Consider the following 25,177-nt stretch of genomic DNA (forward strand, 5'->3'; position numbering starts at 1 on the left):
TCACAGCTGCTCCTCGATGACGCGCCACAGCTCCGGCATGGCGTCCAGCAGATAGAGGTGACCGCCGGGCAGATGCAGGGCGGTGTACTCCTCGGTGGTGAAGGTCTTCCAGTCGTCCCACTCCTCGACGGGGGCGGCCACGGTGTCCGTGGTCCCGCGCAGCGCGGTGAGCGGCACCGGCAGCGGGTCGAGTCCGCTGGGCTCGTAGGTGCTCAGCAGCCGCGCGTCGGCGCGCAGCACGGGCAGCAACAGGGCACGCAGCTCGGGGTGGTTGAGCGCCTCGAAGCCCCGCTGCCCGTCCAGTTCCAGGCCGGCGACGGCTTCGTCGTCGTTGTCGCTGAGCGGGAGGTAGCCGCGGTGCCGTGGGCTGCGCGAGCCGCTGACGATCAGCCGCCGTGGCAACGGGCCGCCGGTGGCGAGCAGATGACGGACGGTCTCGTAGGCGAGGAGCGCGCCGAAGCTGTGCCCGAAGATCACGAACGGCTGTCCGGCCGCCGCCGCGACGATCCGCTCGGCGGTGCTCGCCGCGGCCTCGGCGAAGTCGGTCCAGCACGCCTTGGTGAACTCCTCCTCGCGGCCGGGGAGTTGAATGGGCACGGCGCGTGCGCGGTCCGAGGCCAGGGCCTTCCAGGGGCGGTACACCCCCGCTCCCGCTCCCGCGTACGGCAGACACATGACCTGTGTCATCGGACCTTCTCCTCAATCGTCGGTGCGTTCGGGGCCGACGCGACGAGCCGACGGGTGACGGCCGCCGCGAGTGCGGGCAGCCTGCCTGCCCAGACCCCGTCGGCCGGGGCCTGCAGGACGCCTTCGAGGCGGGCGCCCGGCAGCTCGTTGAGCTGGAACTGGATCTCCGCCTGGGCGCCCAGCGGGTACACGGGAACGGTGTGCATCCGTACCGGTCCCGCCGGATGCAGCGGCCGCTGCCAGCTCTCGTAGGCGAACAGGGCCTGGTGGAGCGGCATCCGGCGGCTCGGCCGCGTCCGGGTGGCGCGGACCGTCTCGTCGTACGGCAGCTCCATGTGCAGGACGCCGTCGGTGAACGTCTCCCACACCCGGGGCAGCGCGGCGGGCGCGTCGAGGTGCCGCAGCCGCACCGGCAGCGTGGTGAGCAGACAGCCGATCTCGTCGGCCTGGTCCGGGGTGCGCAGGGAGACCGGCGTACCGACGCAGAAGTCGTCCGCGCCGCTGAGTTCGGCGAGCGCCTGCCCGTACGCGGTGAGCAGCACCGCGAACGGCGGGCAGGCGGCGCGCCGGGCGGCGTCCCGCACCGCGGGGCCGAGGCCGTCGGCGAACCGGACGCGATGCGTGCGGACCTCGGCACCGGCGAGTTCGCGCTGCGAGGGGCCGGGGCCTTCGACGGGCAGATCGGGTACGCCGTCGAGTGCGGCACGCCAGTAGGCGACGAGCTCTTCCCCGCGGGCGGCGGACGGTTCCGGCGGGGTGCCGTGCGACCGGGGCGGCGCGGGCGGCTCGGGCTCGCCCGCGACCGTCCGGGCGTAGGCACGGGCCAGGTCGGCCGTGAACACCTCGTGGGACAGCCCGTCGTACGCGATGTGGTGCGTCAGCACATAGAGCGTGGCGGCGGGCACGGGGGCGGTGCCGTACGTGTCCGGGCCGCCGTCCGCCGTGGCCGCACCGGGGTCCGGGGCGAGCGCGAGGGCGAGATGGCGGCCGTGGTCCAGGTCGAGCAGGTCCGGGGCGGACAGTGCCCGCTCCGCGTCCCGGAAGCCGGCGCAGGGAGCCAGCGGCAGCAGCGGCGGTTCGGCCGCCGCCGGGACGACCGTGCGCAGCAGTCGCCCGCCCTTGGCGGTGAACACCGAGCGCAGCGCGGGGTGGCGCGCGACGACCCGGCGGGCCGCCTCGGTCAGCGCCGCCCGGTCGAGCGGCCCTTCGACCCGTATCGCGCTGAGCACGCGCCAGGCGGGGGAACCCGGCGCGATCCGCTCGGCGAACCAGAACTGGCGCTCGGCCGGCGAGACGGGCCGCGACTGCGACTGCGGCTCCGGCTCCGGCTGCTGGTGCGGCTGTTGGTGCTGTTGCTGCTGTTGCTGCGAAGGGAGTTCGAGTCTCATCGCGTCACCGCACCGTGTATCCGGCGTCGACCGTCACGGTGGTGCCGGTGACATGGCGCGAGGCGTCGCTCGCCAGCCACAGGGCGGCGGCGGCCACGTCCTCGGGGTCGACGAGGGTGTGCATCGGCTGGTCCGCGGTGAACAGCGCCTCGTGCTCCTGGGCGGGGATGTCCAGGGCGCGCGCCACCTCCGAGAGCATCCGGCCGTCCATCGCGGGCTCGTCGCGGATGTTGCCCGGGCAGACCGCGTTGACCCGCACCCGGTGGGAGGCGTAGTCGAGCGCGCTCGCCTTGGTCAGACCGACGAGACCGTGCTTGGCCGCGACGTACCCGGCGAAGTTGCGGTAGCCGACCAGGCCGGCGGTGGAGGCGATGTTCACGATCGATCCCTGGCGCCGCTCGACCATCGCGGGCGCGAACACCTTGGTCGTGCGCCAGGCCCCGCTCAGGTCGATGTCGAGCATCAACTGCCAGTCCTCCTCGGCCGTTTCGTGCACCGGCCGCCCGGAGGGAGCGACCACGCCCGCGTTGTTGACCAGCAGGTCCGGCGGACCGAAGCGGGCGGTCGCCGTCTCCCGCAGCCGGGTCAGCGCGTCCAGGTCCCGTACGTCGACGGCCGCGGTCAGGACGGCGGCGCCGAGCTTGCCGCACTGCTCGGCGGTGTACGCGAGCTGGCTCTCGGTGCCCAGCGGGTACGGGACCCCGGCGATGTCGGCGGCCGTGTCGAGCAGGACCAGGTCGGCGCCCTCGGCCGCGAAGGCGAGCGCGCAGGCACGTCCGGCCCCGCGGGCGGCTCCGGTGATCACCGCGGTGCGGCCTTCGAGGCGGCCGGTGGGCGGGGCGGGGTGCAGCGGGGTCATCGGGTACGCACCTTTCCCGGGCCCGTGTCCAAGGCCCGGTCCGTCTCAACGGAGCTGTCGGCGGAGGCAGTTGACGTGAACGTCACGGCTCCGTCGGCCTCCTCGGCCGCGCGGGGCCCGTCGGCGGCCGGCCGTACGTCCATGTCCTTGAGCGCGGGCCGACGCCAGCTCGCCGCGATCAGGACCAGGTAGACGAGGGCGAAGCACAGCATCGGGACGCGCAGCCCGGCCAGGTCCACCAGCCAGCCGGCGGTCAGGACCCCGAGCGGGGCCGAGGTGAGGGCCATGGCCCCGGTGAGGCCGAAGACCCGGCCGCGCAGCTCCTCGGGGACGCGTTCGAGCATGACGGTCGACAGCATCGGGTTGAGGGGCCCGCCGGCCACACCGGTGAGGAAACAGATCACCGTGACGCCGACGGCGCCGGGCTGGAGTACGAGCAGCAGCCGCAGCACCGCGACCATCGCGAAGCAGCCGAAGAGGGTGTAGCGGCGGCTGGAGAGGAAGGTCCTGCTGGCGGGCCCGTACAGGAAGGTGCCCACGATCGAGCCGATGCCGACCGCCCCGAGGAACCACCCCATGGCCGCGCTGCTGTGCAGCACGTCCTGCGCGTACACCGGCAGGAACAGCGGGGTGAAGGCGTCGTCGAGGAAGTTGGTGACCACCACGAACGCGGTCATGGCGCCGATCACCGGCATCGTCCTGACCAGTGCCATGCCCTCCCGCAGCTGGCCGAAGAAGCCGAAGCCGCTCTGCGCGGAGCCCTTGTTGGCCTCGCCGCCGGGCACCGCGAACGTCACCAGGGCGGCGGCGACCAGGAAGGTGCCGGCGTCGACGTACATGCCGACGACCGAGTCGGTCGCGGCGACCAGCACACCCGCCAGCGGAGCACCGGCCACCAGGCCGAGCCGGGGGGCGGCCTGGTACCAGGAGTTGACGCTCTCCAGGCGCGCGCCCGCGTTCTCGGTGACCGGTTTGAGCAGGGTCATGCGGGCCGCGGTCGCGGGTGTCGCCACCACGGTCCGCGCGAAGAGCAGGGCGAGCAGCAGCGGGATGGGCAGCCCCGTGGTCGCGTCGAGCAGTGGCACGAGCAGGACGAGCAGACCCGCCGCCAGGTCCGACAGCACGCTCAGCCGGCGCCCGCCGAAGCGGTCGACGAGGACGCCGCCGACGGCCCCCGCGAAGATCAGCGGGACCGCGCCGATGAAGCCGGCGAGACCGGTGGTGGCGGTGGAGCCGGTGGTGTGCAGCACGTACAACGGCACGGTCACCACGGTGATCGCGTTGCCGAACGCCGACAGGTACTGGGCCGTGAGGAGAGCGGCGAGCGGGCTTCGGCGGCCTGCCGACGCGGTGCGGGCGCCGCTCACCGTCGTGCCGGGCGCCGCGCTCATCGCCGTACCCCCTGCCGGTCGCGACGCTCGCGGCTGAGCCGCTCGAAGAGGCGTTCCATGGTCTCCTCCATCACTCCTGTCACTCCCGGGACACCGTCCGGATCCTGGGGCTGCTGCGGCGCGTTGAGCAGATCGCGCAGTTCTCGTGCCGCCAGCTCCGCGGTGGCGCGGACCGCCTCGGGGTCCACCGCGTCCGGGTTGTGGAGCCAGCGCAGGACCAGGGCGCCGTCGCGCAGCGCGATCGCCACGTCGACGTCCACCGGGCGTTCGACGTCCTCGTTGCCGGTCGCCGCGGTCTCCGTGGACCGGGTGAAGAGCCCGCCGGTTCCGTTCGCCGGATCCGCCAGTTCGCCGACGTAGTTGACGATCACCCGGGGCTCGCCGAGCGCGGCGAACTCCTCGCGCAGCCGGGCGTCCGCGGCACAGCCGAGCAGCCCGAAGGTCTTGCCGGAGTCGGGCACGGCGCGCAGTGCCGCGGCGGTGGCCCGCAGGTCGTCCGCCGCGCTGCCGCCGGTGAGCGGCACCCGGAGGGGGAAGGGCGCCGAGTAGTAGCCGACGGCCCGGTCGGGGTCCCAGCCGGGCAGCGCGGCCAGCGGATCGCGGCCGAGGCCGATCAGCCAGTACGACGCCTGCTCGTCCGGGGCCCAGGGGCGCAGGGCGCGGGCGACGGCGGTCAGTGTCACGGCCTCCAGTGGCCCGTGCCACTCGGCGGGCAGCTCCACCTCCACCTCGAACTGCCGCTCGCCGCCGTACACGTTGGGCCCGTCGAGGCTCCAGCGGTACGCGCCCGCTCCGGCCAGCTGGGCCCGCCAGTACGCGGCGTGCGGGGCGGGGTCGAGGGCCCTGACGGCCGCCGCGTGCTCCGCGTAGCCCGCCTTCTCGCCGGTGAGCGGCTCGCCCCGGTAGCCCCGGGCCAGGTCCGCGATGACGATGCCCCACGACATCCCGTCGATGACGAGGTGGCTCGCGCCGAGCACGACACGGTCCGGGGCGCCGGACGCCCCGGGCAGATGGCTGACCGCGAACAGCACGCCGGCCGTCAGGTCGAAGTCCGCGCGCTGGGCCGCGACGACCCGCTCCGGGTCGGCCCCGGCGGGCTCGGCCGACCAGCGCCAGGCCTCGCCGGGCACGATGCGCGGTCCCAACTCGCCGGAACCGGCGGCGGGTTGATAGGCGGTGGTCAGCGTCGGATGGGCGCGCACCACCGCCCGTGCCGCGTCCCGCAGCCGGTCCGCGTCCAGCGGCCCGGCCGCCTCCAGGACGTAGCTGTGGGCGAAGGACTCCACCCGGTCCAGGCCACGGCCGAGCAGCATCTCCTGCTCGGGGCCGAGCGGACCCGCCGCCGGCACCGGGCCGCTTTGCGGGGCTCCGGCGCGACGGGCGCCGAGCGTCTCGGCGAGCCGGCCGAGCACCGGGTGGGTGAAGACGTCCTTGAGGGTGGCGGTGAACCCGGCCTCCCGGAGCCGGTGGGCGAGGCGCACGGCGAGCAGGGAGGTGCCGCCGGAGGTGAAGAAGACGTCCTCGGGGGCGGCCCGGTCCGTGCCGAGCACCTCGCACCAGGCGTCGGTGACCCGGCTCAGGTCCTCGTCCCCGGCCCGTCCCGGCTCCGCTCGCGGCCCCGCCTCGGCGGGCGGGGAGAGCAGCGAGACGGGGGGCTGCGCGGGCCGGGGAGCGGGCCGGCGCAGCGGTTCGTCGGGCCGCTCGGCGAACTGCTCGACGATCTGCAGCAGCCGCCCGGTGAGCGAGGCGACGGTGGCGCGGTCGAAGAGCGCCGTACGGTACTCCATGCGCCCGTAGACCACGTCGCCCACCTGCCACCAGGCGGTGGTGAGGTCCATGGTGGAGACGCCCTCGGGCACGGCGTTGGCGTACACCTCGGCCCCGGGCAGCCCCAGGGCCTTGGAGTCGTCGATGTCGAGCTGCACCAGCATGGTCTGGAGCAGCGGATGCCGGGTGGCCGACCGGTCGGGTGCCACGGCCTGGACGATCTCCCCGAAGGGCACCTCACGGTGGTCGGCCACCGCTGCGGCGGCCGCGGCCGTGGCGGTGAGCACGTCGTTCGGGGTGGGGTTCTCGGGCAGCCGGATCCGCAGCGGGATGCTGGTGAGCAGGAACCCGATGAGCGGGGTGGTCTCCGGTTCGCCCCGGGTGGCGGCGGGGATCCCGACGACCAGGTCCCGCAGACCTGTCCGCTCGTACAACAGGGCGGCGTACGCGGCCGTCATCGCCGTGGCCGGGGTGGTGCGCGCCGCCCGGGCGCGGGCGGCGAAGGCGAGGCCCACTTCCCGGTCGAGGATGAAGCCGTAGTGCTCCCCGGCATGGTCGGCGGTGTCGGGACTGTGGTCGTAGGGCAGCGCGAGCCGCTCCGGCACCCCGTCCAGGAAGGTCCGCCAGAACTCCCGGTGACGCTCGCCGTGCGGGCCGGCGAAGCGTTCGCGCTGCCAGTGCGCCCAGTCGCCGAACTGCACGGGCAGCTCGGCCACTTGGGGTTCCCGGTCCTCGGACAGCGCCCGGTAGTGCTCCAGGAGTTCGTCGTTGAGGCGTACGTACGACCACTGGTCGACGAAGGAGTGCGGCATCGTCTCGACGATCTGGTGGTCTCCCTCGGCGACCTTCGCCACGGCGAGCCGCAGGACGGGGTCACGGGCCAGGTCGAAGGGGCGGCGCACCTGTTCCGCGATGAACTCCTGTCGGCGCCGCTCGATCCGTTCGTCGGAGTCCTGGGACGGGTCGGCGGCCGACAGGTCGGCGTAGCTGATCTCGGCCCGCCGGTCCTGGTGGACCCGCAGATAGGGTCTGCCGCCCTCGGACTCGGCGTTCGCGCGCAGCAGTTCGTGCCGGAGCACCACCGCGTCCGCGGCCCGGGTGAAGGTGTCCAGGTCGAACGCGCCGGCCACGCGCAGCCCGTACCCGAGGGTGTAGGTGGTGGTCCCGGGGTCCAACTGGTCGAGGATCCACAGGCGTTCCTGGTCCATGCCGAGCGGGAACCGGTCGCGGGGGCCCGGCCTGCGCCGCAGCTGCGGGCCGTCGCGCTCGGCGAGCCGGGCGGTGAGGGCGGCCCGCTGGGCGGGGCTGAGCCGGGCGAGCCGGCCGGCCAGGCGTGACTTGTCGACGGGCGCGCTCACGCGGACACCTCCGGGATCAGGGCCGGCTGGTCCGGCGCGGCGGTCGGAGCCGGTGCCGTGCGCAGGCCGAACAGTGCGGGCAGCGCGGCGAGGACGTCGGCGGCGGGCAGGCCGAAGTCGACGAGGCAGCCCACCTCGTCCGCGCCCGCGGCGGCCAGCTCGGCGAGGACGCCGCGGGCCTTGGCGGGGGAACCGAGCAGGGAAGGGCCGGTGAGGAAGTCCAGATAGGCGCTCTCCACGAGGACCTCGTCGTCCCCGCCGCCGGTCTGGTTGCGGAAGGACCGCAGATAGGCGTGCATCGCCGGGCGCAGGAAGTCCTCCAGGTCGTCCCGCTCACTGACGTACGCGTGGGCCATGACCACCACGTCGCCCTCGCCGGGGTGTCCGGCGTCCCGCCAGGCCTGCCGGTAGTGGGCGATGTTCTCGCGCAGCGCGGTCATCGTCTGGCCGAGCAGCGCGGTCATCACGCCGTACCCGGCCCGGGCCGCGTCGGTGAAGGTGCGCCGCGTACCGGTCGCGGTGAGCCAGACGGGCAGCTCGGCCGTGACCGGGCGGGGACGGGTGCGGATCTGCGGGCTGGTGCCCGCGGTGGAGGGGTAGGGCAGGGCGTCGCCGCGCCACAGGGCGCGGATCTCCTCGATGGACCGGAAGGTGGTCTCGCGCCGGCCGGCGTAGTCGGTGCGGGCCAGGACGAAGTCATCCGGGTGCCAGCCGCTGGCGAAGGAGATCCCGGCCCGGCCGCCGGAGAGGCTGTCCACGAGCGCCCAGTCCTCGGCGACGCGCGCCGGGTGGTGCAGTGGTGCGGCCACGCTGCCCGCCCGGATCCCGATGGAGCGGGTACGGGCGGCCACCGCGGCGGCGAGCACCGCCGGGTTGGGGGAGAAACCGCCGAAGTCGACGAAGTGGCGCTCCGGCAGCCAGACCGCGTGCAGTCCCGCCTCGTCGGCGCGGGCGGCGGCCTCCAGGACGAACGGATAGTACGCGGACGCGTCGGCGTGGTCGGCGCTCGCGAAGAAGTACAGGCTGTGCCGCAGCCGGGCGGGCGGCGCGGTGGCCGCCTCCGGCTGCCGTGTCTGCCGGGCCCGCAGGCCCGAGCTCAGCCTGCGCCGCTGTTCGGGGGTGAGCGCGCCGAGGCGCGCGGAGAGGTCACTCATCGTGCTGCCCGCTCTCTGCCTCTATCTCTTCCAGCAGCCGCAGCAGTTCGGCGTCGTCGCGCTGTGCGGCGAGTTCGTCGATCCGGGCGGTGAACCCGGCGAGCGACGAGTGCTCGTACAGGTCCTGCAGACGCACCTCGACGAGCAGCGCGTCGTTGACGACGCTGACCAGCTGGGCGGCGTGCAGGGAGGTGCCGCCGAGGTCGAAGAAGTTGTCCTCGGTGCGCAGGTGGGTGACGCCGAAGGCCTCCGCCCAGATGCGGCGGACGGCGTCGGCGGTGGTCTCCTCGGCGTCCGCGCCGGCCGGGATGTCACCCGGGCCGGCCGCTGTGTCCGGCGCCTGGTGCGTCACGTCCTTGGCGGACCAGGCCTGTGCGGGAGAGGCGTACGGATCCTGGGCGCCGCCCGCCGTGGGCTCGTCGGCCGGTGCCGCCACCCAGTGCCGGTCGTCGGCGAAGGGGTAGCCCGGCAGCGGGACGGCCTCGGCGGGCCGGGCCGGGGCGGGCAGCGGATACCCGGCGGTCCACAGCGCGGCGAGCGCGGCCCGCAGCTCCGCGGGTTCGTCGGCGGCGGCGCCGCCCTGCGGGGCGCGCCCGGCCGCGTCCACGACGAGCGGATCGCGTCCCGCGCCCCGGGCCGCCTGCCGTACGAGCGCGGTCAGGGCGTTCGCGCGGTGCAGCCCGAACACGGCGGCGGGACGGGCGTCGAGGAGGGCGGTGACCGCGTCGGCGAAGCGGACCGGGGATTCCAACTGCCGTCCCCAGTACGCGGGATCGGTGGCCTCCTGGCCGGTGAGCGGGGCGCCGGTCAGACCGGAGAGAACGGGGACGGCCGGCGCCGACGCGGGGAGCGTGGCGACGAACTCCGTGAACTCCCGTGCGGCCCGGGCCATCATGCGCGAGTGGAAGGCGCGGGTCGCGGGCAGCCGGGTGGTGCGCACCCCGGCCTCGCGGCAGCGCTCCTCGAAGGCGGCGAGCGCCTCCTCGGGGCCTCCGCAGACCGTGTTGTCCGGCCCGTTGAGCAGGCAGACGTCCACGTCGAGTCCGGCCGAGAGCTCCACGGCCAGGCTCTCCCCGGCCCGTACGGCGGCCATCGCCCCCGGCTCCGCGGCGGCCATCAGGCGGCCTCTGTGGACGACGGCGGCGGCCGCGTCCTCGACGGTGAAGACACCGGCGTACGCGGCGGCGGTCAGCTCACCGACACTGTGCCCGAGCAGCAGGCCGGGGCGGATCCCCCGGCGTTCGAGCAGCCGCAGCCCGGACAGCCCGAGCACGAACAGCAGGGGCTGTACGACGGCGGTGTCGAGCAGCCTCGGGTCGCCGGCGGGCCAGTCCCGGGCGTCCCCCAGGTCCGGTCCGCCCGCATCGCGGACCACGGAGGCGAGTTCGGCGAGGTCGGCCGCGAACTCGGGGTCCGCGTCCGCCAGTCGGGCCCCGGCTGCGGCGAGGTCGATGCCCTGGCCGGGCAGCACGACGCCGAGCAGCGGCTCCGGTTCGGCCCGGCGGCCGCCGCCCTCCTCGGCGAGCGTGGTGAGGGCGGAGCGCAGCCGCTGCCGGGCGGCGGAAGGATCGGCGGGCAGGGTGACGGCCCAGCGCTCGGGCAGGACCCGGCGGTGGTGCCAGAGGGTTCCGGCGAGCACGTCGAGGGGAACCTCGGCCCCCGGACCGTCCAGCCACGCGGTCAGATCGCGCGCCTTGTGGCGCAGGGCCCGGGAATCGGCCGCGGAGAGCACGACGGTGGACGGGGTGACGTCGGCCGGTGCGCTCTCGGGGGCGGACTCCGGTGCCCGGGTGAGCAGGACATGGCAGTTGGTCCCGCCCAGACCGAACGAGCTCACCCCGGCGGTACGGGGCCGGTCGGCCGGCCAGGCCCGGGCGGTGCGGGGCAGTTCGAAGCGCGGCGACCCCAGGTCCGCGTCCGGGCCGTCGCCGGGCTGCGCGGGCGTCGGGGGCAGCACGCCCGCCTCCACCGCGAGGACGGCCTTGATCAGCCCGATGACTCCGGCGGCGGTGTCGCAGTGGCCGATGTTCGGCTTGACCGATCCCAGGGCGAGAGCGGGCTGTGCGGCCGACCGCCCGTACACCTCGGCGAGAGCGGACAGTTCGACCTGGTCACCCAGCTGGGTGCCGGTGCCGTGGGTCTCGACGTAACCCACGTCGTGCGGGTCGAGCCCGGCGGCGGCGAGCGCCTCGCGCAGCACCTCGGTCTGGCCGGTCGGGCTGGGCGCGGTCTGGCTCATCCGGTCGCCGCCGTCGTTGTTGACCGCGCTGCCCAGGAGCAGGGCGCGGGCCCGCTCGCCGGTGTCCGGCAGGTCGGCCGCGCGGCGCAGCACCACGATGCCCGCACCGCTGGACGGCACGGTGCCCGCGCTGCCCCGGGTGAAGGCGCGGCAGCGGCCGTCGGGCGAGGTGATGCCGCCCTCGGTGTACTCGTACGCGGGGTCCTGGCTGGTGTGGACCGTGGCACCGCCCGCGATCGCGATGTCGCACTCGTAGGTGAGCAGGCTGCGGATGGCCTGGTGGACGGCGACCAGGGAGGTCGAACAGGCCGTCTGCACGGTGATGCTGGGGCCGGTCAGGCCGAGCCGGTACGACAGTCCGGTGGCGAGGAAGTCGCGGGAGTTGCCGAGGGCGAGCTGCTCGGGCCCGAGGGCGCGTACGGTCTTCTCGTCCTTGAGCACGTGGTCGCGGAAGTAGGCGTCGGTGCCGCAGCCCACGAACACACCCACCCGGTCGGCGGTGCGCGTCGTGTCGATGCCCGCGTCCTCCAGGGCGTGCCAGGCCAGTTCGGTCAGCACGCGGTGCTGGGGGTCGGTGGCGGCGGCCTGGGCGGGCAGCATCCCGAACAGCTCGGCGTCGAAGCGGTCGTACCGGTCGATCTGGCCCGCGCGCGTCGGCGGCTTCCCCGGGGCGTCTGAGCCGGCGCCGTCCGCGCCGACGGAGTCCGTGCGGACGGCGGCCGGCAGGCTGACGGTGCCGGCGACCAGGGACGCCCAGAACTCCTGCGGCTGCGAACTCCCCGGCACCCGCAGGGACATGCCCACGACGGCGACGGCGTGGTCCGCGGCGCCGGAGCCGGGGCCAGTGCCGTCCGCGTCGTTCACGGTGTGCTGGTCGCTCACGCTTCCTCCTGGGGGTGGCGCCCGGCGGGGGGCGGACCGATGACGGCCGCGAGTCGGCGCGGGGTCGGGTTGCGGAAAATGTCCTTGAGCTGGGAGCCGGTGAAGCCCGTCGAGCGCTGCAGGGCGTTGAGCCGCACGGCGAGCAGCGAATTGCCGCCCATCTCGAAGAAGTTGTCGTCCACGCCCACCGGGACGCCGAGCAGTTGCTGCCACACCTCGCACAGCTGGTGCGCGGTGTCCGGCGTGTCCGCCGTGCCTCCGGCCCGGGGTGCGGCGGAGTGCGGGCCGGACGAGGCCGGTAGTGCGGCTCGGCCGGACGGTTCCTCGGCCGGCCGGGCGGGCGCCTGCCGGGGTGAGGGGGCGGGCAGCCGGGCCGCGTCGAGTTTTCCGTTGGCGGTCAGCGGCAGCGCGGGCACCACGGTGAGCGTGGCGGGCAGGACGTGCGCGGGCAGCCGCTCGGCGAGCCACTGCCGGATCTCCGCCGTGTCCGCCCGCTGTTCCGGGGTGACCAGATAGGCGTCGATCCGTGCGGCGGCCGCGTCGTGCGCGTCGCGGACGACGGCCGCGGCCGCCGTGACGGCGGGATGGGCGAGCAACGTGCCGCGGATCTCGCCGAGTTCGATGCGGTGGCCGCGGATCTTCACCTGGTCGTCGAGACGCCCCAGATGCTCCAGCTCCCCGTCGGGCAGCAGCCGGCCCCGGTCCCCCGAGCGGTAGAGCAGCTCGTCGGGGCGTTCGGCGAGCCGTCCCCGGACGAAGCGCCCTTCGGTCAGTTCCGGGCGGTTGAGGTACCCGGCGGCCACACCGGCGCCGCTGACATGGATCTCCCCGGGAACGCCGGGGGCGGCCGGGCGGCCCTCCTCGTCCAGGACGTACAGCCGCCAGCCCGGCAGCGCCCGGCCCACCGAGCGCGTGCCGCTCAGCGCGTCGGCCCGGGTGAGGGTGCGCCAGGTGCAGTGCACGGTGGTCTCAGTGATGCCGTACATGTTCACCGCCCGGCAGACACGCTCCGGGTAGCGGTCGAACCACGGAAGCAGCAGCGCGGGTTCGAGCGGCTCACCGCCGAAGATCAACAGCCGTACGGACAGCGGGACTTCGGCACTCTCGTCGGCGGCTAGGGCCTGTGTCGGAAGTGGCGTCGTCCGCCCGAAGGGCGGGCCGGGCGGCGTCCGGTGCGTGCTCTCGGCGTGCCGGGCGGAAGCCCTCGTACTGGACGTACTTGGGCTTTCGCCCGGTGCGGCGAGAGTGCGTGCCGGGCGTCGGCCGGCAGGCGCCACTTCCGACACAGGCCCTAGCAACTGGGCGAAGGCGGAGGGCGTCTGGTTGAGCACCGTGACGCGCTCACGGGCGAGCAGGGCGTGGAACCGCTCGGGGTCGCGGGCGCTCCAGTGCGGTACGACGATGAGCCGCCCGCCGGTCAGCAGGCAGCCCCAGATCTCCCAGACCGAGAAGTCGAAGGCGAAGGAGTGGAAGAAGGACCACACGTCGTGCTCGTCGAAGGCGAAGCCCTCGGGGCCGGCCGTCGCGGCCAGCAGGGCGGTGACGTTGCGGTGCCGCACCAGCACGCCCTTGGGGGTGCCCGTCGAGCCCGAGGTGTGGATGACGTAGGCCACGCGCTCCGGGTCGGCGGCGGGCAGCTCACGGCCCGGCCCCGTGGGGACGGCCGTGGGCAGCAGCAGCGTCAGGCCCGGCGGCAGCAGGGCGGGGTCGCGGTCGGTCACGGCGGTGGCGAGGCCGGTGTCCTCGGCGATGAAGGCGAGCCGGTCCTGGGGGTAGCCGGGGTCCAGCGGAACGTAGGCGGCACCGGCCTTCAGTACGGCGAGCAGCGCCACGACGAGGTCGAGGCCGCGCTCCAGGCAGACGCCCACCCGGTCGCCGGGCCGTACGTCCCGCTCGGCCAGGGCGAGGGCGAGCGCGGTGGAGCGTTCGTCGAGCTCCTGGTAGGTCAGCCGTTCGTCCTCGCAGACGACCGCGGTGCGGTCGGGCAGCCGGGCGGCCCGGGCGGCGAACAGCGTGGGCAGATCGGCCGCGGGGGCGGTGAAGGGGTTCGCCGAGGGCGCGCCGCCCGGTTCCTCGGGCGCCCCGGTGGGCCCCTCGGCGGTCAGCAGGCGGGCGCGGGCGGCGGGCGGCAGGACGGAGAGTTCGCCGAGCGGGGTGTGCGGTTGTCCGACCATGGCGGTGAGCGTGGCCTCCAGTTGGCGGCAGAACTGTTCGGCCGCTCGGGCGTCGACCCGGTCGTGCCGGTACCGCAGCAGCCCTCGCAGCTCCCCGCCCAGGTCCTGGCGGAGATAGAGGGCGAGCGGGAACTGGGCCGGGCCGAAGCCGGGGTCCGGGAGCGGGTGGGCGGTGAGGTCCGGTGCGGTGATCTCCGGCAGGGTCCGGCAGGGGACCACGACCAGGGACAGTCCGGCGCGGTCGGTGGCGGGCAGCACGGACGACAGCGGCAGATCGGCGTCGCGGTACGCGTCGAGGCAGCGGCGGTGCGCGCGGCGCAGCCAGTCGGCGACGGACTGCTCGTCGTCCAGGTCCAGCGGGACCGGCACGGTGGCGTTGAAGTAGCCGACGGTGGAGGCATGCCGCGGGGTGCGCCGTGACACGGCCGCCCCGAGCACCGGGCGGGTGGTGCCGCTGTTGCGGCCGAGGACCAGGGCCGCGGCGGCGGTCATCAGGGAGTGCTGGGTGATGCCCAGCTCGGCGGCGAGCTTGGCCGCGCCCTCCCAGGACTCCTCCGGGACGCGCAGGCCCACGGCCTCGTCGGGCGCCGTGGCGGTGGGGGCCGGTCCGCCGGCCGGGGTGCGGGCCCAGTCGAGCGAGCAGGACACCCCGCCCGCCAGTTCGGCGCGCAGGGCGGCGGCCCGTTCCTCGCGGGCGGGCGGCAGTTGATGCCGGCCGTCGGCCCAATCGGCGAAGGACTGGACCGCGGCGGCCTCCTCGCCGGCCAGCAGCCACTGGGCGATGAGTGCCATGGACGTCTCGTCCACCACCAAGTGGTGTGCGGTCAGGACGAGATCGGCGGTACGGGGGGTGTAGCGGACCAGGACGGCATGGAGCAGGGGACCGCGCTCCAGGTCGAACGGGCGCAGCACCTCGCGCCGCAGCCGGGCGCGGGCGAGCGGGCCTTCGGGGTCGACCGGGGCCGTCATGGTGTGGAGCCGCGGAGCCCGCCGCGCCGGGGCGAACAGCAGGGCACCGTCCCGTTCCGCGACCCGGGAGGCGAGCAGCGGATGGGCGGTGAGCAGCCGTGCGAACCGGTCGCGCAGCAGCTCCTCGTCGAGGGCGCCGTCGACGCGGTGGACGAGTGAGGAGTTGTACGTGGCGGGGAACTCGGCCTGCTGGTCGGCGGCGTAGAGATCGGCCTGGCCGGGGGTCAGCCGGTGCGTGGCCCCGTTTTCCTGGTCTCCCTGGTGCCGCTCAGCCATGGCGGACGGCGCGGACGGCGCCCTGGAGCGCGGCGGCGTCCGGCGCTTCCAGGATGTCCAGATAGTCGAGCTCCTCGCCGGTCAGCTCGAAGAGCTGATGGGCGAGAAGCACCGCCTTGAAGGAGTCGCCGCCGTTCTCGATGAACCCCTGGGAGATATCGGCATCCGGCCCGAGAGACTCGTACCACAGATCCAGAATTCTCTGGGAGAGATCCTGCTCCGCGGATACCTCAGGAGAATCGACGGACGTCCGCTCTTCCGGCATAAGTGCTCACCCATCCCGCTTGTGCGCTCTTTTTGAATTCGGCGAATCGCAGTGGACCGAACAGGAGCATGGCGACCGGAATCGAGCAGCGTCAACGCCCCTTCCTGGGAGTTTGGAGATCCATTTACTTTTCTGGATGTTATTCACACATAGTTGACGCAAAGCTGACGTGCGACTGATTAGTATCCGCCTGGATTGATGAAACGAGCCGCACGGCGCCAGGTAATTCAGCGGTGCGGGAATGGCATGGACTTTCGGAGGAATCCACATGCAGAAACCCGCGATCCCTGGGCAGCTCCGCTTCTTCACGCTCGACCTGCAGAAGCCGCGGCCCGCCATCGTGCACCGGCTGACCGCGACCGGCCCCGTGGACGGTGACCGGCTGCTCGCCGCCGTACGCGCGGTGCTGCGTGCCCAGCCCGCGCTGCGCCTCTCCCTGCATCCGGAGCCGGCCGGGCTGATGCAGCGCGTCCATCCGGTGGCCGACGTCCCAGTCGAGGTGCACCGGCTGCCCGCGGACGCCGCGTCGGCCGGGCGGCTGCTCCGCGAGCGGGTCGACGCGCTCGGCGCCCCCTTCGACCACGCCGGCGCCCCCTTGTGCCGGGTCTCCGTGCTGCTCGGCGACGACCGGGCGCAGCTCCTCTTCGGCGTCCACCACGGGATCTTCGACGACGGCTCCGCCGCCGCGCTCCTCGACGCCCTCACCACCGCGTACGCGCAGGGCCCCGACGCGCTGCCCGACGCCGGGGAGCTGCCGGCCCCGCCGCAGGGTGAACAGGCCACCGCGCTACGGGAGTTCTGGACCCGTACCCTCAAGGACGCACCCGCCGACTGCACCCTGCCGCAACTGGTCCCGGGCGCGGACCGCACCCGCGGCTCGGTCACGGCCCAGTTGCCCGCCGCCCTGGTGTCCCGGATGCGCGACCGCGCGAGGGAGACGGGGGCGAGCGTCTTCACTCAGGTGATGGCGTCCCTCGCCTGGGTCGCCGGGTGGTACGCGCGCACCGACGACGTGGTGATCGCCACGGCCAGCGGGGCGGGCCGGGACACCAGCGGGGCATCGGTGATCAACTGCCTGCAGAACACCATCCCCGTCCGTGTCCCGCTGTCCGGCGCCACCACGGAACAGCTCCTCGACCGCACGCTGGAAGCCCTCTTCGACGCGGTCGAGCACTCCGAGCTGCCCCTGGAGGAGATCCTCGCCGCGACCGGCGCCGAACGGCACCCGGACCGCAAGCCCTTCACCCAGCTCATGTGCACGCAGGGCGAGTTGTTCACCGAGGCCGAGAGCGGCGGGCTGCTGTGGCGGATGGACCCGCCCGAGTCGGACCAGGTCGAGTACGACCTGAGCGTGACCCTGCTGCACGGCCCGCGGGGCGAGGAACACCTGGTCGTCGCCCACCCCGTGCAGGCCCTCGACGGGCGGACCGCCGAACGGTTCCTCGCCCATCTCGTCGCCGCCCTCGACGCGCTCACCGCGCCGCACTCCGTACCCCTCACCGGACACGACCTGCTGTCCACCGGGGAGCGGGCCGAGCTCGCGGCGCTGACCGGCGCCCCCGTCCCCGGCACCCCGGCACCGGTCCACCGGCTCGTCGAGGAGCAGGCCCGGCGCACCCCGGACGCCACGGCCCTCGTCACCTCCGCCGAACTCCTCGACCACGCCACGCTGCACGCCCGTGCGGAGCGCCTCGCCGCGGCCCTGATCGCGGCCGGTGTACGGCCCGGCGACCGGGTGGGCGTGTGCCTGGAACGCTCGGCCGGCCTGGTCGTCGCGGTGCTGGCCGCCTGGCGGGCCGGCGCCGCCTATGTGCCGCTCGACCCCGACTATCCGGGTGACCGCCTGCGCTACATGCTGGAGGACTCCGCCCCCGCCGCCGTGATCGCCGAGACCCCCCTGCTGCCCGGGGTGCCGACGCTGGCCCCGGACGCCGAGGCGCCGCTGCCCGCCGCCTGGCCGCAGGTTCCGGCCGACTCACCGGCGTATGTGATGTACACGTCCGGCTCCACGGGACGGCCCAAGGGCACGGTCGTACGGCACGACAACCTCTGGGCCCTCTTCGCGGGCTTCGACCACGTGCTCGACGCGATACCCGACGTCGTCCTGGCGGGCACCAGCCTGTCGTTCGACATCTGCCTCATCGAACTGTTCTGGTCCCTGACCCGTGGCTGCGCCGTGCATCTGACCAGCCATCGCACCGTGCTCGACGAGGACGGCGTCCCCGACGGCACGTTCTACCAGTGCACGCCCTCCGCGGCCCGGCTGCACACCTCCTCCCCCGAGGGCCGCCGGCTGCTCGGGCGGCTCGGCGCGCTCGTCGTCGCCGGCGAACCGCTCGACGCGGACCTCGCCGCCGAGCTGGCGGGGCTGGTCCCCGGACCGGTCGTCAACGGGTACGGGCCCACCGAGGCCACCGTCTACACCACGCTGTGGCGGGTACGCCCGGACACCCCCGTGCACATCGGCCTGCCCCTGCCCGGGGTGCGCTGCCACGTGGTGGACGCGCACGGCAGGGCCATGCCGCCGGGCTGCCCCGGCGACCTGGTGATCACGGGCACCGGGATCGGCGGCGGATATTGGCGGCGCCCCGAACTCACCGCCGAGCGCTTCCCCGCCCTGCCCTGGGCCGGCGGCGACACCGGCTACCTCAGCGGCGACGTGGTGTCCTTCGCCCCGGGCACCGGCCTGCGGTTCCTGCACCGCGCCGACCAGCAGATCAAGGTCCTCGGACAGCGCGTCGAGACCGGGGAGATCGAGGCCACGCTGCGTCTGCACCCGGGGGTACGGGACGCCGCGGTGGCCGTCCTGCCCGACCGTACCGGGGTCGCCGCCTTCCTCGTCCCCGAGGAGGGTGCCGCGGATCTCGTCCCGCGGGGCGACGCCGCGGCGGGGGCGTCGCCGGTGCCCTTGTCCGCCGCGGCCACGGCCGGGCTGCGCCGCCACGCGGCCGGCTGGCTGACCGGCGCGATGCTGCCCACCGTCTGGCAGACGGTGGCCGTCCTGCCGAAGTCGCCCAACGGAAAGCTGGACCGGCTGACCCTGGCCGACTGGGCGGCGCGCAGCGCCCCGGCCGCCCCGCGTACGGGCACGGAGGAGCTGTCCGGTTCGGCGGCGAGCGTCGTCCTGGAGGTCTGGGAGCAGGTGCTCGGCGAGCGGGTGACGGACCCGGGCGCCACCTTCTTCCACCTGGGCGGCACCTCCGCCGGGATCATCCGCGTCCTCGCCCTGCTCCAGCCCCGCTACCCGGACCTGCGGCCGGCCGGCCTGTTCCGGCACACCACGGCGCGGGCCCTGGCCGCGCACCTGACGGACCTGACGGACCTGACCCGGGCGGACGCGCGGGAGGAGCCGGCGGACACCGCTGACGCCGTCCCCGCCGCCCGGACCGACGGCTCCGGGCGTGGGGCACGGCGGGCGCGGGCCCTGGGCCAATGGGCCCCACGGGCACGCCGTTGACGTATCCGGGGCGAGCGGCCCGCCCGGACACCGCTCGCCCCGGGCCCCGTACCTCCCTCATCCTTTCCCCCTTCTCCCTGGAGCCCCGATGACGCTCACCCTGATGTGCCTGCCCTACGCCGGAGCCGGCGCCGGGCTCTTCCGCCCCTGGCAGGACGATCCCGGTCTGCCGTTCCGCGTGGTGCCGGTCCAACTCCCCGGCCGGGACGAGTGGTTCGTGCGGGAGCCCTGCACGACCATGGCGGAGGCCGCCCGGGAGTGTGCCGAACAGATCAGGGAGGCGGCCGGCAGCGGACCGTACGCGGTGTTCGGGCACAGCTTCGGCGCGCTGCTCGCTCATGAGACGGTCCGGCTGCTCGCCGCCGGCGGAGACCGCCTGCCGGTCCGGCTGATCGTCAGCGGCGCCGCCGCCCCCGGTCTGCCCCGCCCCCGGATGGACGGGGACGCGCTCGACGACGAGGCGTTCGTCGCCCGGCTGCGGAGTCTGGTCGGCTACGACCACGAGGCCTGGCACGAGCCGGAGCTGCGCGAACTGCTACTGCCCGCGCTCCGCGCCGACCTCGGCATCCAGGACCGTTACGTCCCGGCGCCGGGCGGCCCGCTGCCCGTACCGGTGAGCGTCCTGCGCGGCATCGATGACGACCTCGTCGGCCGCGCCGACGCCGCGCACTGGGACGCGTGCACCACGGAGGGCAGCGAACTGATCGACCTGCCCGGCGGGCACATGTACTTCAGCGAGGACTGGCCCCTGCTCTGGAAAACTCTCGGCTCCGTACTCCACCGGGAGGCGTGAGACACCCGGGGAGCGTCAAGGGAACGTCGGACATCCCGCTGATCCCCCCAGGCCCGGCACCTGAATGCCTCCGGCCCGGCACCTGATCGGTGCCGGGCCGGAGACGTCCTGTCAGGGTCCGTACGGGGGACGACGACGCCCGCGGACTCAGTCCCGCGCCGCGGCCAGGATCTCGGCCAGCGCCCGCCGGTCCAGCTTCCCGTTGACGCTCAGCGGCAGGCCGTCGAGGTGGGAGAACCTCTGCGGCAACATGTAGCGCGGCAGGGTCGCGGTGAGGGCCTGCCGCAGCTCGGCGGCGGTCCGCGGCCGCCCGGTGCAGGCCGCTTCGAGCCTCAACTGGCCGTCCGGTCCCGGCAGCGCGAGCACGGCGGCCTCGACGATGCCGTCCTGCGCGCGCAGAGCCGCCTCCACCTCACCGGTCTCGATCCGCTGCCCCATGATCTTGACCTGCTGGTCGACCCGGCCCTGGTGCACGAGCACCCCGTCCGCGAGCACCCGGACCAGGTCCCCGGTGCGGTACCAGTCCTTCTCACCGGGCACCCCACCCGCCGGCGGGGTACCGGCCACGCCCGAAGCGTCCAGGAACCGTCCCTCGTTGTCGGCCTCGTCCAGATACCCGGCGAACCGCTGCACCCCGCGCACGTACAGCTCGCCCTCCTCGCCCTCGCCGGCCGGCTTCCCGCTCTCGTCGAGTACCAGGGACTCCAGATGGGGGAAGACAGCGCCGATGGGAACGGTGCCGTTCGCCGAGCGCGGCCAGTCCTCGACCCGCTCCGGAAGCCGGTACTGGGTGGTGACGATGGTGACCTCGGTCGGCCCGTAGAGGTTCTCGACGACGCTGCGGGACGCCGCCCGCTTCCAGGCCGCGGCCTGCTGGGCGGTCAGCTGCTCCCCGCCGAACAGGCTCCACCGCATGGAGGGCATGGAATCGGCCGCCAGTCCCCCCGTCCGGTCGGCCATGGTGATGACCGAGGGCACGGAGAACCAGTGCGTGATCCCCTCGCGGGCCACGAACCGGGCGGGCTTGGCGAGCTCATGGGCGGGCGGCACCACGAGCGTCGCCGCCGAGCCCCAGGCGCCGAACAGCTCGAAGACCGAAGGGTCGAAGGCGAGGCCGATGTTCTGCGCCATGCGGCAGCCGGGTCCCAGTTCGTACCGGTCGATGACGTAGCGCAGGAAGGCCGAGATGTTGCGGTGGCTGACCGGGACGCCCTTGGGGGTCCCGGTGGAGCCGGAGGTGAACAGCAGATAGGCGAGACCGTCGTCGTCCGGTACGGCGGCGGACTCGTCCGGCGCCCCCGTCAGAACCCGGTCCCGGTCCCGGCCCCGATCCCGGTCCGCTCGCAGCGCGGTCAGCCGCTCCTCGCTCAGGTGCAGCACCGGCGTCACGGACCAGCCCTCGGGAGCGCTCCTGCCGGTCAGGAACAGATCGAGCGCCGCGTTCTCGGCGATCGTGGCCATCCGCGCGGCGGGAAAGGCCGAGTTGAGCGGGACCACGGCGGCACCCAGGCGCAGTACCGCCAGATAACCCGCGTACGTGCCGACGCCGGGCCTCGTGGCCAGACCCACCCGGCGCGGTGCCCGGCCCCCGCAGGCCGTCACGATCTCGCCGGCCAGCGCCTCGGCCAGCTCGCGGAGCTCACGGTAGGTCAGCCGCTCACCGTCCACTTCGAGCGCGGTCAGGTCCGGGTACGCCTCGGCGGTCGTGGCGAACCACTCGTACAGGGTGCGGGGTTCGCGGCGCGGGGCGCTCATCGGACACCGGTCCGCGCGTGCCAGGCCAGCAGCACCTCTTGCTCCTTGTCCGGGGCGATGCCGAGGACGGTCTCGCCCTGTTTGTACGGGCCGGTGGCGGGGCCGCGTTCACCGAGCCAGCGCCAGGTGTCGGCGACGGTCTCGGCGAGCGGGCGGCGGCGCAGCCCGGCCGCCTCGGCCTTCGCGGGGACGACCGCCCAGGTGCCGGCCATGGCGGGCTCGTCCGGTGCCCACAAGGGCAGTTCGGTCCACGGTCCGACGCCCTGGTCCAGGAGGAAGTCGTCGTCCGCCCAGACCGGTTCGGCGCCGGAACCGGTCACCTCGGCGCACCGGCCGAGCAGTTCGCCGAAGGTGGCGCCGTCCTTGGGGCCGGTCACCAAGTAGCGGCCGGTGGCGCGCTGTTCGAGCAGGTCCAGGCCGAAGGCGGCGACGTCGCGCGCGTCGATGAGCTGTACGGGCTGCTCCGGGCGGCCGGGGGCGAGGAACTCCCCGCCGCGGGCGGCCCGCTCCAGCCACCACAGCAGCCGTCCGGTGTTCTCCCAGGGACCGACGATCAGGCCCGGGTTGAGGATCAGGGTGCCGCCGGTGAAGTACTTCTCGACCGCGCGTTCGCAGCCGGCCTTCAGCGCGTTGCCCGGCACCTCGTCCGGTGTGGCGTCGGGCCCGCAGACGTGCCGGGGCGCGGTCTCGTCCACCGGGGCGGCGGGCCAGTCGGAGTGGGCGTGGAAGGAGGACACGAACAGATAGGTGCCGGCCCGGCCGCTGAGCGCCCGGGCCGAGTCGCCCACCGGCCGGGGCTGGAAGCCACAGGTGTCGACAACCGCGTCCCAGGGCCCGGCGGCCGCGAGCCGTTCGAGGTCGGCGGGGTTCTCACGGTCTCCCCGCAGGGCCTCCGCGCCGGGCACGTCCGGCCCGGAGCGGCCCCGGTTGAACACCGTCACGGCATGGCCGCGGAGGGTCGCCTCTTCGGCGAACGCCCGCCCCAGGAACACCGATCCACCGAGTATGAGTATGCGCATCGGCTCAGGATCAGCGCGCGCTCCCGGCGCGGGCAACGCACTTTGAGAAGGGCTGACAAAGCCCTGACGCGGAGGCCACACTCGTCCTCGCGCGTACCGTCTCAGCCCGCGTCAGGCGTCAGGCGTCAGGCGTCAGGCGCAACGAGATGGAGTTGATGCAGTACCGCTGATCGGTCGGCGTCGCATACCCCTCCCCCTCGAACACATGCCCAAGATGCGACCCGCACCGCGCGCACCGCACCTCCGTCCGCACCATCCCGAGCGTCCGGTCCTCGATCAGCTCGACCGCGTCGGTGTCCTTCGGGTCGTAGAAGGACGGCCAGCCGCAGTGCGACTCGAACTTCTCCGTGGACGTGAAGAGTTCGGCGCCGCAGGCACGGCAGGAGTAGACGCCCGTGGTCTTGGTGTCGGTGTACTGACCGGTGAAGGCGGGCTCGGTACCCGCCTTCCGCAGCACCGCGTACTCGGACGGGGTCAGCTCCGCGCGCCACTGCTCGTCCGGCTTTTCGATGTCGTACGACATGAAGCTCAACCCCTTACACAGCTGAGGAAGCTCACAAGAGCTACGGCTACTTGGACAGGCGGGTCAGGATCTCGGGGCCGAGGTCCGTGACGTCGCCCGCACCCATGGTGAGAACCAGATCACCGGGCTTCGCCATTCCCGCGACCACGGAGGGAACCTCGGACTTGTCGTGGACCGCCGTCACATCGGCGCCCGCCGCCCGCGCCGCCTCGATGATCAGCTCGCTCGTGACGCCCGGGATCGGGTCCTCGCGGGCCGGGTAGATGTCCAGGACGACCGAGGCGTCCGCCAGCGACAGGGCCTCGCCCATCTCCTTGCCCAGCTCCTGGGTGCGGGAGAACAGGTGGGGCTGGAAGACCACGAGGATGCGGCCGGAAGCGCCCGCACGCATGGCCTCCAGGTCCGCCGTCATCTCGGTCGGGTGGTGCGCGTAGGAGTCGATGACCTGGACGCCCGCCTCCTCGCCCTTCAGCTGGAGGCGGCGCTTCACCCCCGTGTAGGAGGCGAGCGCGGGGGCCAACTGGTCCGCCGGGATGCCGAGCGCCACGCCCGCCGCGAGGGCGGCCACCGCGTTGTGCGCGTAGTGGCGGCCGGGCACGGAGACCGCGAAGGTCAGCTCCGAGCCGTCCAGGAGCACCTTCACCTCACTCTTCAGACCGTGCGGGACCACGGAGAGCACACGGACGTCGGCATCCGCCGATTCGCCGTACGTCACCACGCGGACGTCGTCGGGCAGGCGCCGCGTCAGCTCGCGCGCGCCCTCGTGGTCGGCCGAGATCACCAGCGTGCCGCCGGGGACGATCTTGCCCGCGAACGTCTCGAAGGACTCGTAGATCTCGTCCATGGACGCATAGTTGGCGTGGTGGTCGAGCTCTACGTTGAGGACGATCGCGACCTCGGGCGCGTACTTGTGGAAGCTGCGGTCCGACTCGTCGGCCTCGGCGACGAAGATGTCGCCGTCGCCGTGCAGGGCGTTCGAACCGGGGGCGTCGAGGTCGCCGCCGATCGCGTACGACGGGGACAGGCCCAGGGAGGAGAGCGAGACCGCCAGCATCGACGTCGTGGTCGTCTTGCCGTGGGTGCCGGCGACCGCGATCGGGCGCAGGCCGTCCATCAGCCGGGCGAGGGCGTCCGACCGGTGCACGACCGGGATGCCGAGCTCCGCCGCGCGGGCCAGCTCCGGGTTGTCCGCGCGGATCGCCGAGGAGACCACCACGCAGGTGGCGTCGGAGGCGAGGTGGTCGGCCGCGTGCCCGATATGCACCGTCGCACCGAGCGCCCGCAGCGCCTCGGCGGTAGCCGACTCCTTCGCGTCACTCCCCGCCACCTTGGCCCCGCGCTGCGCGAGAATCTTCGCAATACCCGACATCCCGGCGCCGCCGATGCCGATGAAGTGCGGTCGGTCCATGGCGGTAGGAAGGCCGGGTGCCATGCGCGTTTCTCCCAAGATCCAGTACGACGACAGGCGTGCCCGAGTGAAGGCACGCACCCCCAGCCTATTGCGTACGGCGACAGGCGCCCCGTAAGGGGCGCGAGGAACTGCGCGACCAGCCACGTACCAGTCGCACCCGATAAACCCGAGCAACCCCTACGGCACCCACAGACAAGCCAAAGCGGCAGCGATCACGCCTTGCTGTGCGAGAAGAGCTTCAACACCGGCACCCCCACCTTGTGCCGAGCCCGCGAGGCCCAGTCCCGGTGGAAGAACTCCTCCACGTAGTGGGGGTCGGTCAGCACGATGACCTCGTCGGCGCCGGTCTCGTCGACCAGGGCCTTCAGCGCGTCCAGCGGATGGTCCTCGATGAGCCGGCCCACCGCCTGGCTGCCCGACGCGTGCAGGGCCTCAAGGGACACCTCCAGCGCCTGCCCACCGAGGGCCGCCGCGTCCGCGCCCTCCGGGGTCTCCCGCTCGCGCGCCGCTTCGTCCAGCTCACCGAGCGCGACGTCGTCGATGGCCCGCAGCAGCCGGTCCGCCTGGTCGCCACGGGGCTGGAGCAGCACGTGGAAGGCGACCGTCTCGTCACCGTGCAAGGTGGTGACGAACTCCACGTCGGCGGACGTCAGGGCCTTCTCGATCATCAATACGCTTGTGAACACGACAGGCGCCCTTCTCCTCCGTGGGCCGTCCGTAGGCCCCTGCGGAAACCATCCTGCCCCGAGACCGCACGGGGTCTGCGAGATTTAGTGTGCCGAGTGGAAGAAAAACGGAACGGGGCATTTC

The 25,177-nt window shown here is 73.9% G+C and carries 16 protein-coding genes; 2 read left to right on the forward strand and 14 right to left on the reverse strand.

The features are described 5' to 3' along the window. Genes OIC96_RS10945 through OIC96_RS10985 form a run of 9 tightly spaced genes read right to left on the reverse strand, consistent with a single transcriptional unit; the run spans nucleotide 1 to nucleotide 15,409 of the window. Nucleotides 1-687, reverse strand: a complete 687-nt coding sequence (locus tag OIC96_RS10945; protein ID WP_330308036.1) for a thioesterase II family protein — start codon at nucleotides 685-687, stop codon at nucleotides 1-3. Then, nucleotides 684-2,075: a condensation domain-containing protein gene (locus tag OIC96_RS10950; protein WP_330308035.1), complete on the reverse strand. Its 1,392-nt coding sequence runs from the start codon at nucleotides 2,073-2,075 to the stop codon at nucleotides 684-686. The genes OIC96_RS10945 and OIC96_RS10950 overlap by 4 nt, the downstream gene beginning before the upstream one ends. Before the next feature lie 4 nt (nucleotides 2,076-2,079). Next, nucleotides 2,080-2,934: an SDR family oxidoreductase gene (locus tag OIC96_RS10955; RefSeq protein ID WP_330308034.1), complete on the reverse strand. Its 855-nt coding sequence runs from the start codon at nucleotides 2,932-2,934 to the stop codon at nucleotides 2,080-2,082. Further along, a complete protein-coding gene (locus OIC96_RS10960) occupies nucleotides 2,931-4,325 on the reverse strand; it encodes an MFS transporter (protein WP_330308033.1) in 1,395 nt (464 codons plus the stop codon). The genes OIC96_RS10955 and OIC96_RS10960 overlap by 4 nt, the downstream gene beginning before the upstream one ends. Then, entirely contained in the window at nucleotides 4,322-7,450 is a 3,129-nt protein-coding gene (locus OIC96_RS10965) for a condensation domain-containing protein (RefSeq protein ID WP_330308032.1), read from the reverse strand. Before OIC96_RS10965 ends, OIC96_RS10960 begins: the two co-directional genes overlap by 4 nt. Then, nucleotides 7,447-8,604 carry a MupA/Atu3671 family FMN-dependent luciferase-like monooxygenase gene (locus tag OIC96_RS10970; protein ID WP_330308031.1) on the reverse strand — a complete coding sequence of 386 codons (1,158 nt, stop codon included), beginning with the start codon at nucleotides 8,602-8,604 and terminating at the stop codon, nucleotides 7,447-7,449. The genes OIC96_RS10965 and OIC96_RS10970 overlap by 4 nt, the downstream gene beginning before the upstream one ends. Next, complete coding sequence (locus tag OIC96_RS10975; RefSeq protein ID WP_330308030.1) at nucleotides 8,597-11,725, reverse strand: type I polyketide synthase; 3,129 nt, start codon at nucleotides 11,723-11,725, stop codon at nucleotides 8,597-8,599. The genes OIC96_RS10970 and OIC96_RS10975 overlap by 8 nt, the downstream gene beginning before the upstream one ends. After that, nucleotides 11,722-15,144, reverse strand: coding sequence for a non-ribosomal peptide synthetase (locus OIC96_RS10980; RefSeq protein ID WP_330308029.1), 3,423 nt, complete (start codon nucleotides 15,142-15,144; stop codon nucleotides 11,722-11,724). The genes OIC96_RS10975 and OIC96_RS10980 overlap by 4 nt, the downstream gene beginning before the upstream one ends. Beyond that, nucleotides 15,137-15,409, reverse strand: a complete 273-nt coding sequence (locus OIC96_RS10985) for a phosphopantetheine-binding protein (protein ID WP_330308028.1) — start codon at nucleotides 15,407-15,409, stop codon at nucleotides 15,137-15,139. Before OIC96_RS10985 ends, OIC96_RS10980 begins: the two co-directional genes overlap by 8 nt. Nucleotides 15,410-15,677: 268 nt before the next feature. On the opposite strand from OIC96_RS10985, the gene OIC96_RS10990 reads away from it, so the two are divergent. Together OIC96_RS10990 and OIC96_RS10995 are read left to right on the forward strand one after the other, a co-directional pair. Further along, nucleotides 15,678-18,866, forward strand: coding sequence for a non-ribosomal peptide synthetase (locus OIC96_RS10990; protein WP_330308027.1), 3,189 nt, complete (start codon nucleotides 15,678-15,680; stop codon nucleotides 18,864-18,866). A gap of 88 nt (nucleotides 18,867-18,954) precedes the next feature. Further along, nucleotides 18,955-19,659 (forward strand): thioesterase II family protein, encoded by a 705-nt coding sequence (locus tag OIC96_RS10995; protein WP_330308026.1) that lies wholly within the window; start codon nucleotides 18,955-18,957, stop codon nucleotides 19,657-19,659. Between the two features lie 147 nt (nucleotides 19,660-19,806). Here OIC96_RS10995 and OIC96_RS11000 read toward each other — a convergent pair whose 3' ends face one another. From OIC96_RS11000 to OIC96_RS11020, 5 genes are all read right to left on the reverse strand, one after another. After that, nucleotides 19,807-21,414 carry an amino acid adenylation domain-containing protein gene (locus tag OIC96_RS11000; protein WP_330308025.1) on the reverse strand — a complete coding sequence of 536 codons (1,608 nt, stop codon included), beginning with the start codon at nucleotides 21,412-21,414 and terminating at the stop codon, nucleotides 19,807-19,809. Beyond that, nucleotides 21,411-22,433, reverse strand: coding sequence for an NAD-dependent epimerase/dehydratase family protein (locus OIC96_RS11005; protein WP_330308024.1), 1,023 nt, complete (start codon nucleotides 22,431-22,433; stop codon nucleotides 21,411-21,413). The genes OIC96_RS11000 and OIC96_RS11005 overlap by 4 nt, the downstream gene beginning before the upstream one ends. A gap of 118 nt (nucleotides 22,434-22,551) precedes the next feature. Continuing rightward, nucleotides 22,552-22,956 carry a peptide-methionine (R)-S-oxide reductase MsrB gene (msrB, locus tag OIC96_RS11010; protein WP_330308023.1) on the reverse strand — a complete coding sequence of 135 codons (405 nt, stop codon included), beginning with the start codon at nucleotides 22,954-22,956 and terminating at the stop codon, nucleotides 22,552-22,554. Nucleotides 22,957-23,002: 46 nt separating this feature from the next. After that, nucleotides 23,003-24,388 carry a UDP-N-acetylmuramate--L-alanine ligase gene (murC, locus tag OIC96_RS11015; RefSeq protein WP_330308022.1) on the reverse strand — a complete coding sequence of 462 codons (1,386 nt, stop codon included), beginning with the start codon at nucleotides 24,386-24,388 and terminating at the stop codon, nucleotides 23,003-23,005. A 191-nt stretch (nucleotides 24,389-24,579) separates the two neighbouring features. Beyond that, a complete protein-coding gene (locus OIC96_RS11020; RefSeq protein ID WP_330308021.1) occupies nucleotides 24,580-25,053 on the reverse strand; it encodes an indole-3-glycerol phosphate synthase in 474 nt (157 codons plus the stop codon). Between the last annotated feature and the right edge of the window lie 124 nt (nucleotides 25,054-25,177).

This window comes from Streptomyces sp. NBC_00775 (assembly GCF_036347135.1).
Taxonomy (GTDB): Bacteria; Actinomycetota; Actinomycetes; order Streptomycetales; family Streptomycetaceae; genus Streptomyces; species Streptomyces lutosisoli.

What these genes read in the sequence shown, in the direction of transcription:
- OIC96_RS10945 (WP_330308036.1), bottom strand. Translation starts at nt 687, where the DNA reads ATGACACAGGTCATGTGTCTGCCGTACGCGGGAGCGGGAGCGGGGGTG.
- OIC96_RS10950 (WP_330308035.1), bottom strand. Translation starts at nt 2,075, where the DNA reads ATGAGACTCGAACTCCCTTCGCAGCAACAGCAGCAACAGCACCAACAG.
- OIC96_RS10955 (WP_330308034.1), bottom strand. Translation starts at nt 2,934, where the DNA reads ATGACCCCGCTGCACCCCGCCCCGCCCACCGGCCGCCTCGAAGGCCGC.
- OIC96_RS10960 (WP_330308033.1), bottom strand. Translation starts at nt 4,325, where the DNA reads ATGAGCGCGGCGCCCGGCACGACGGTGAGCGGCGCCCGCACCGCGTCG.
- OIC96_RS10970 (WP_330308031.1), bottom strand. Translation starts at nt 8,604, where the DNA reads ATGAGTGACCTCTCCGCGCGCCTCGGCGCGCTCACCCCCGAACAGCGG.
- OIC96_RS10980 (WP_330308029.1), bottom strand. Translation starts at nt 15,144, where the DNA reads ATGGCTGAGCGGCACCAGGGAGACCAGGAAAACGGGGCCACGCACCGG.
- OIC96_RS10985 (WP_330308028.1), bottom strand. Translation starts at nt 15,409, where the DNA reads ATGCCGGAAGAGCGGACGTCCGTCGATTCTCCTGAGGTATCCGCGGAG.
- OIC96_RS10990 (WP_330308027.1), top strand. Translation starts at nt 15,678, where the DNA reads ATGCAGAAACCCGCGATCCCTGGGCAGCTCCGCTTCTTCACGCTCGAC.
- OIC96_RS10995 (WP_330308026.1), top strand. Translation starts at nt 18,955, where the DNA reads ATGACGCTCACCCTGATGTGCCTGCCCTACGCCGGAGCCGGCGCCGGG.
- OIC96_RS11000 (WP_330308025.1), bottom strand. Translation starts at nt 21,414, where the DNA reads ATGAGCGCCCCGCGCCGCGAACCCCGCACCCTGTACGAGTGGTTCGCC.
- OIC96_RS11005 (WP_330308024.1), bottom strand. Translation starts at nt 22,433, where the DNA reads ATGCGCATACTCATACTCGGTGGATCGGTGTTCCTGGGGCGGGCGTTC.
- msrB (WP_330308023.1), bottom strand. Translation starts at nt 22,956, where the DNA reads ATGTCGTACGACATCGAAAAGCCGGACGAGCAGTGGCGCGCGGAGCTG.
- murC (WP_330308022.1), bottom strand. Translation starts at nt 24,388, where the DNA reads ATGGCACCCGGCCTTCCTACCGCCATGGACCGACCGCACTTCATCGGC.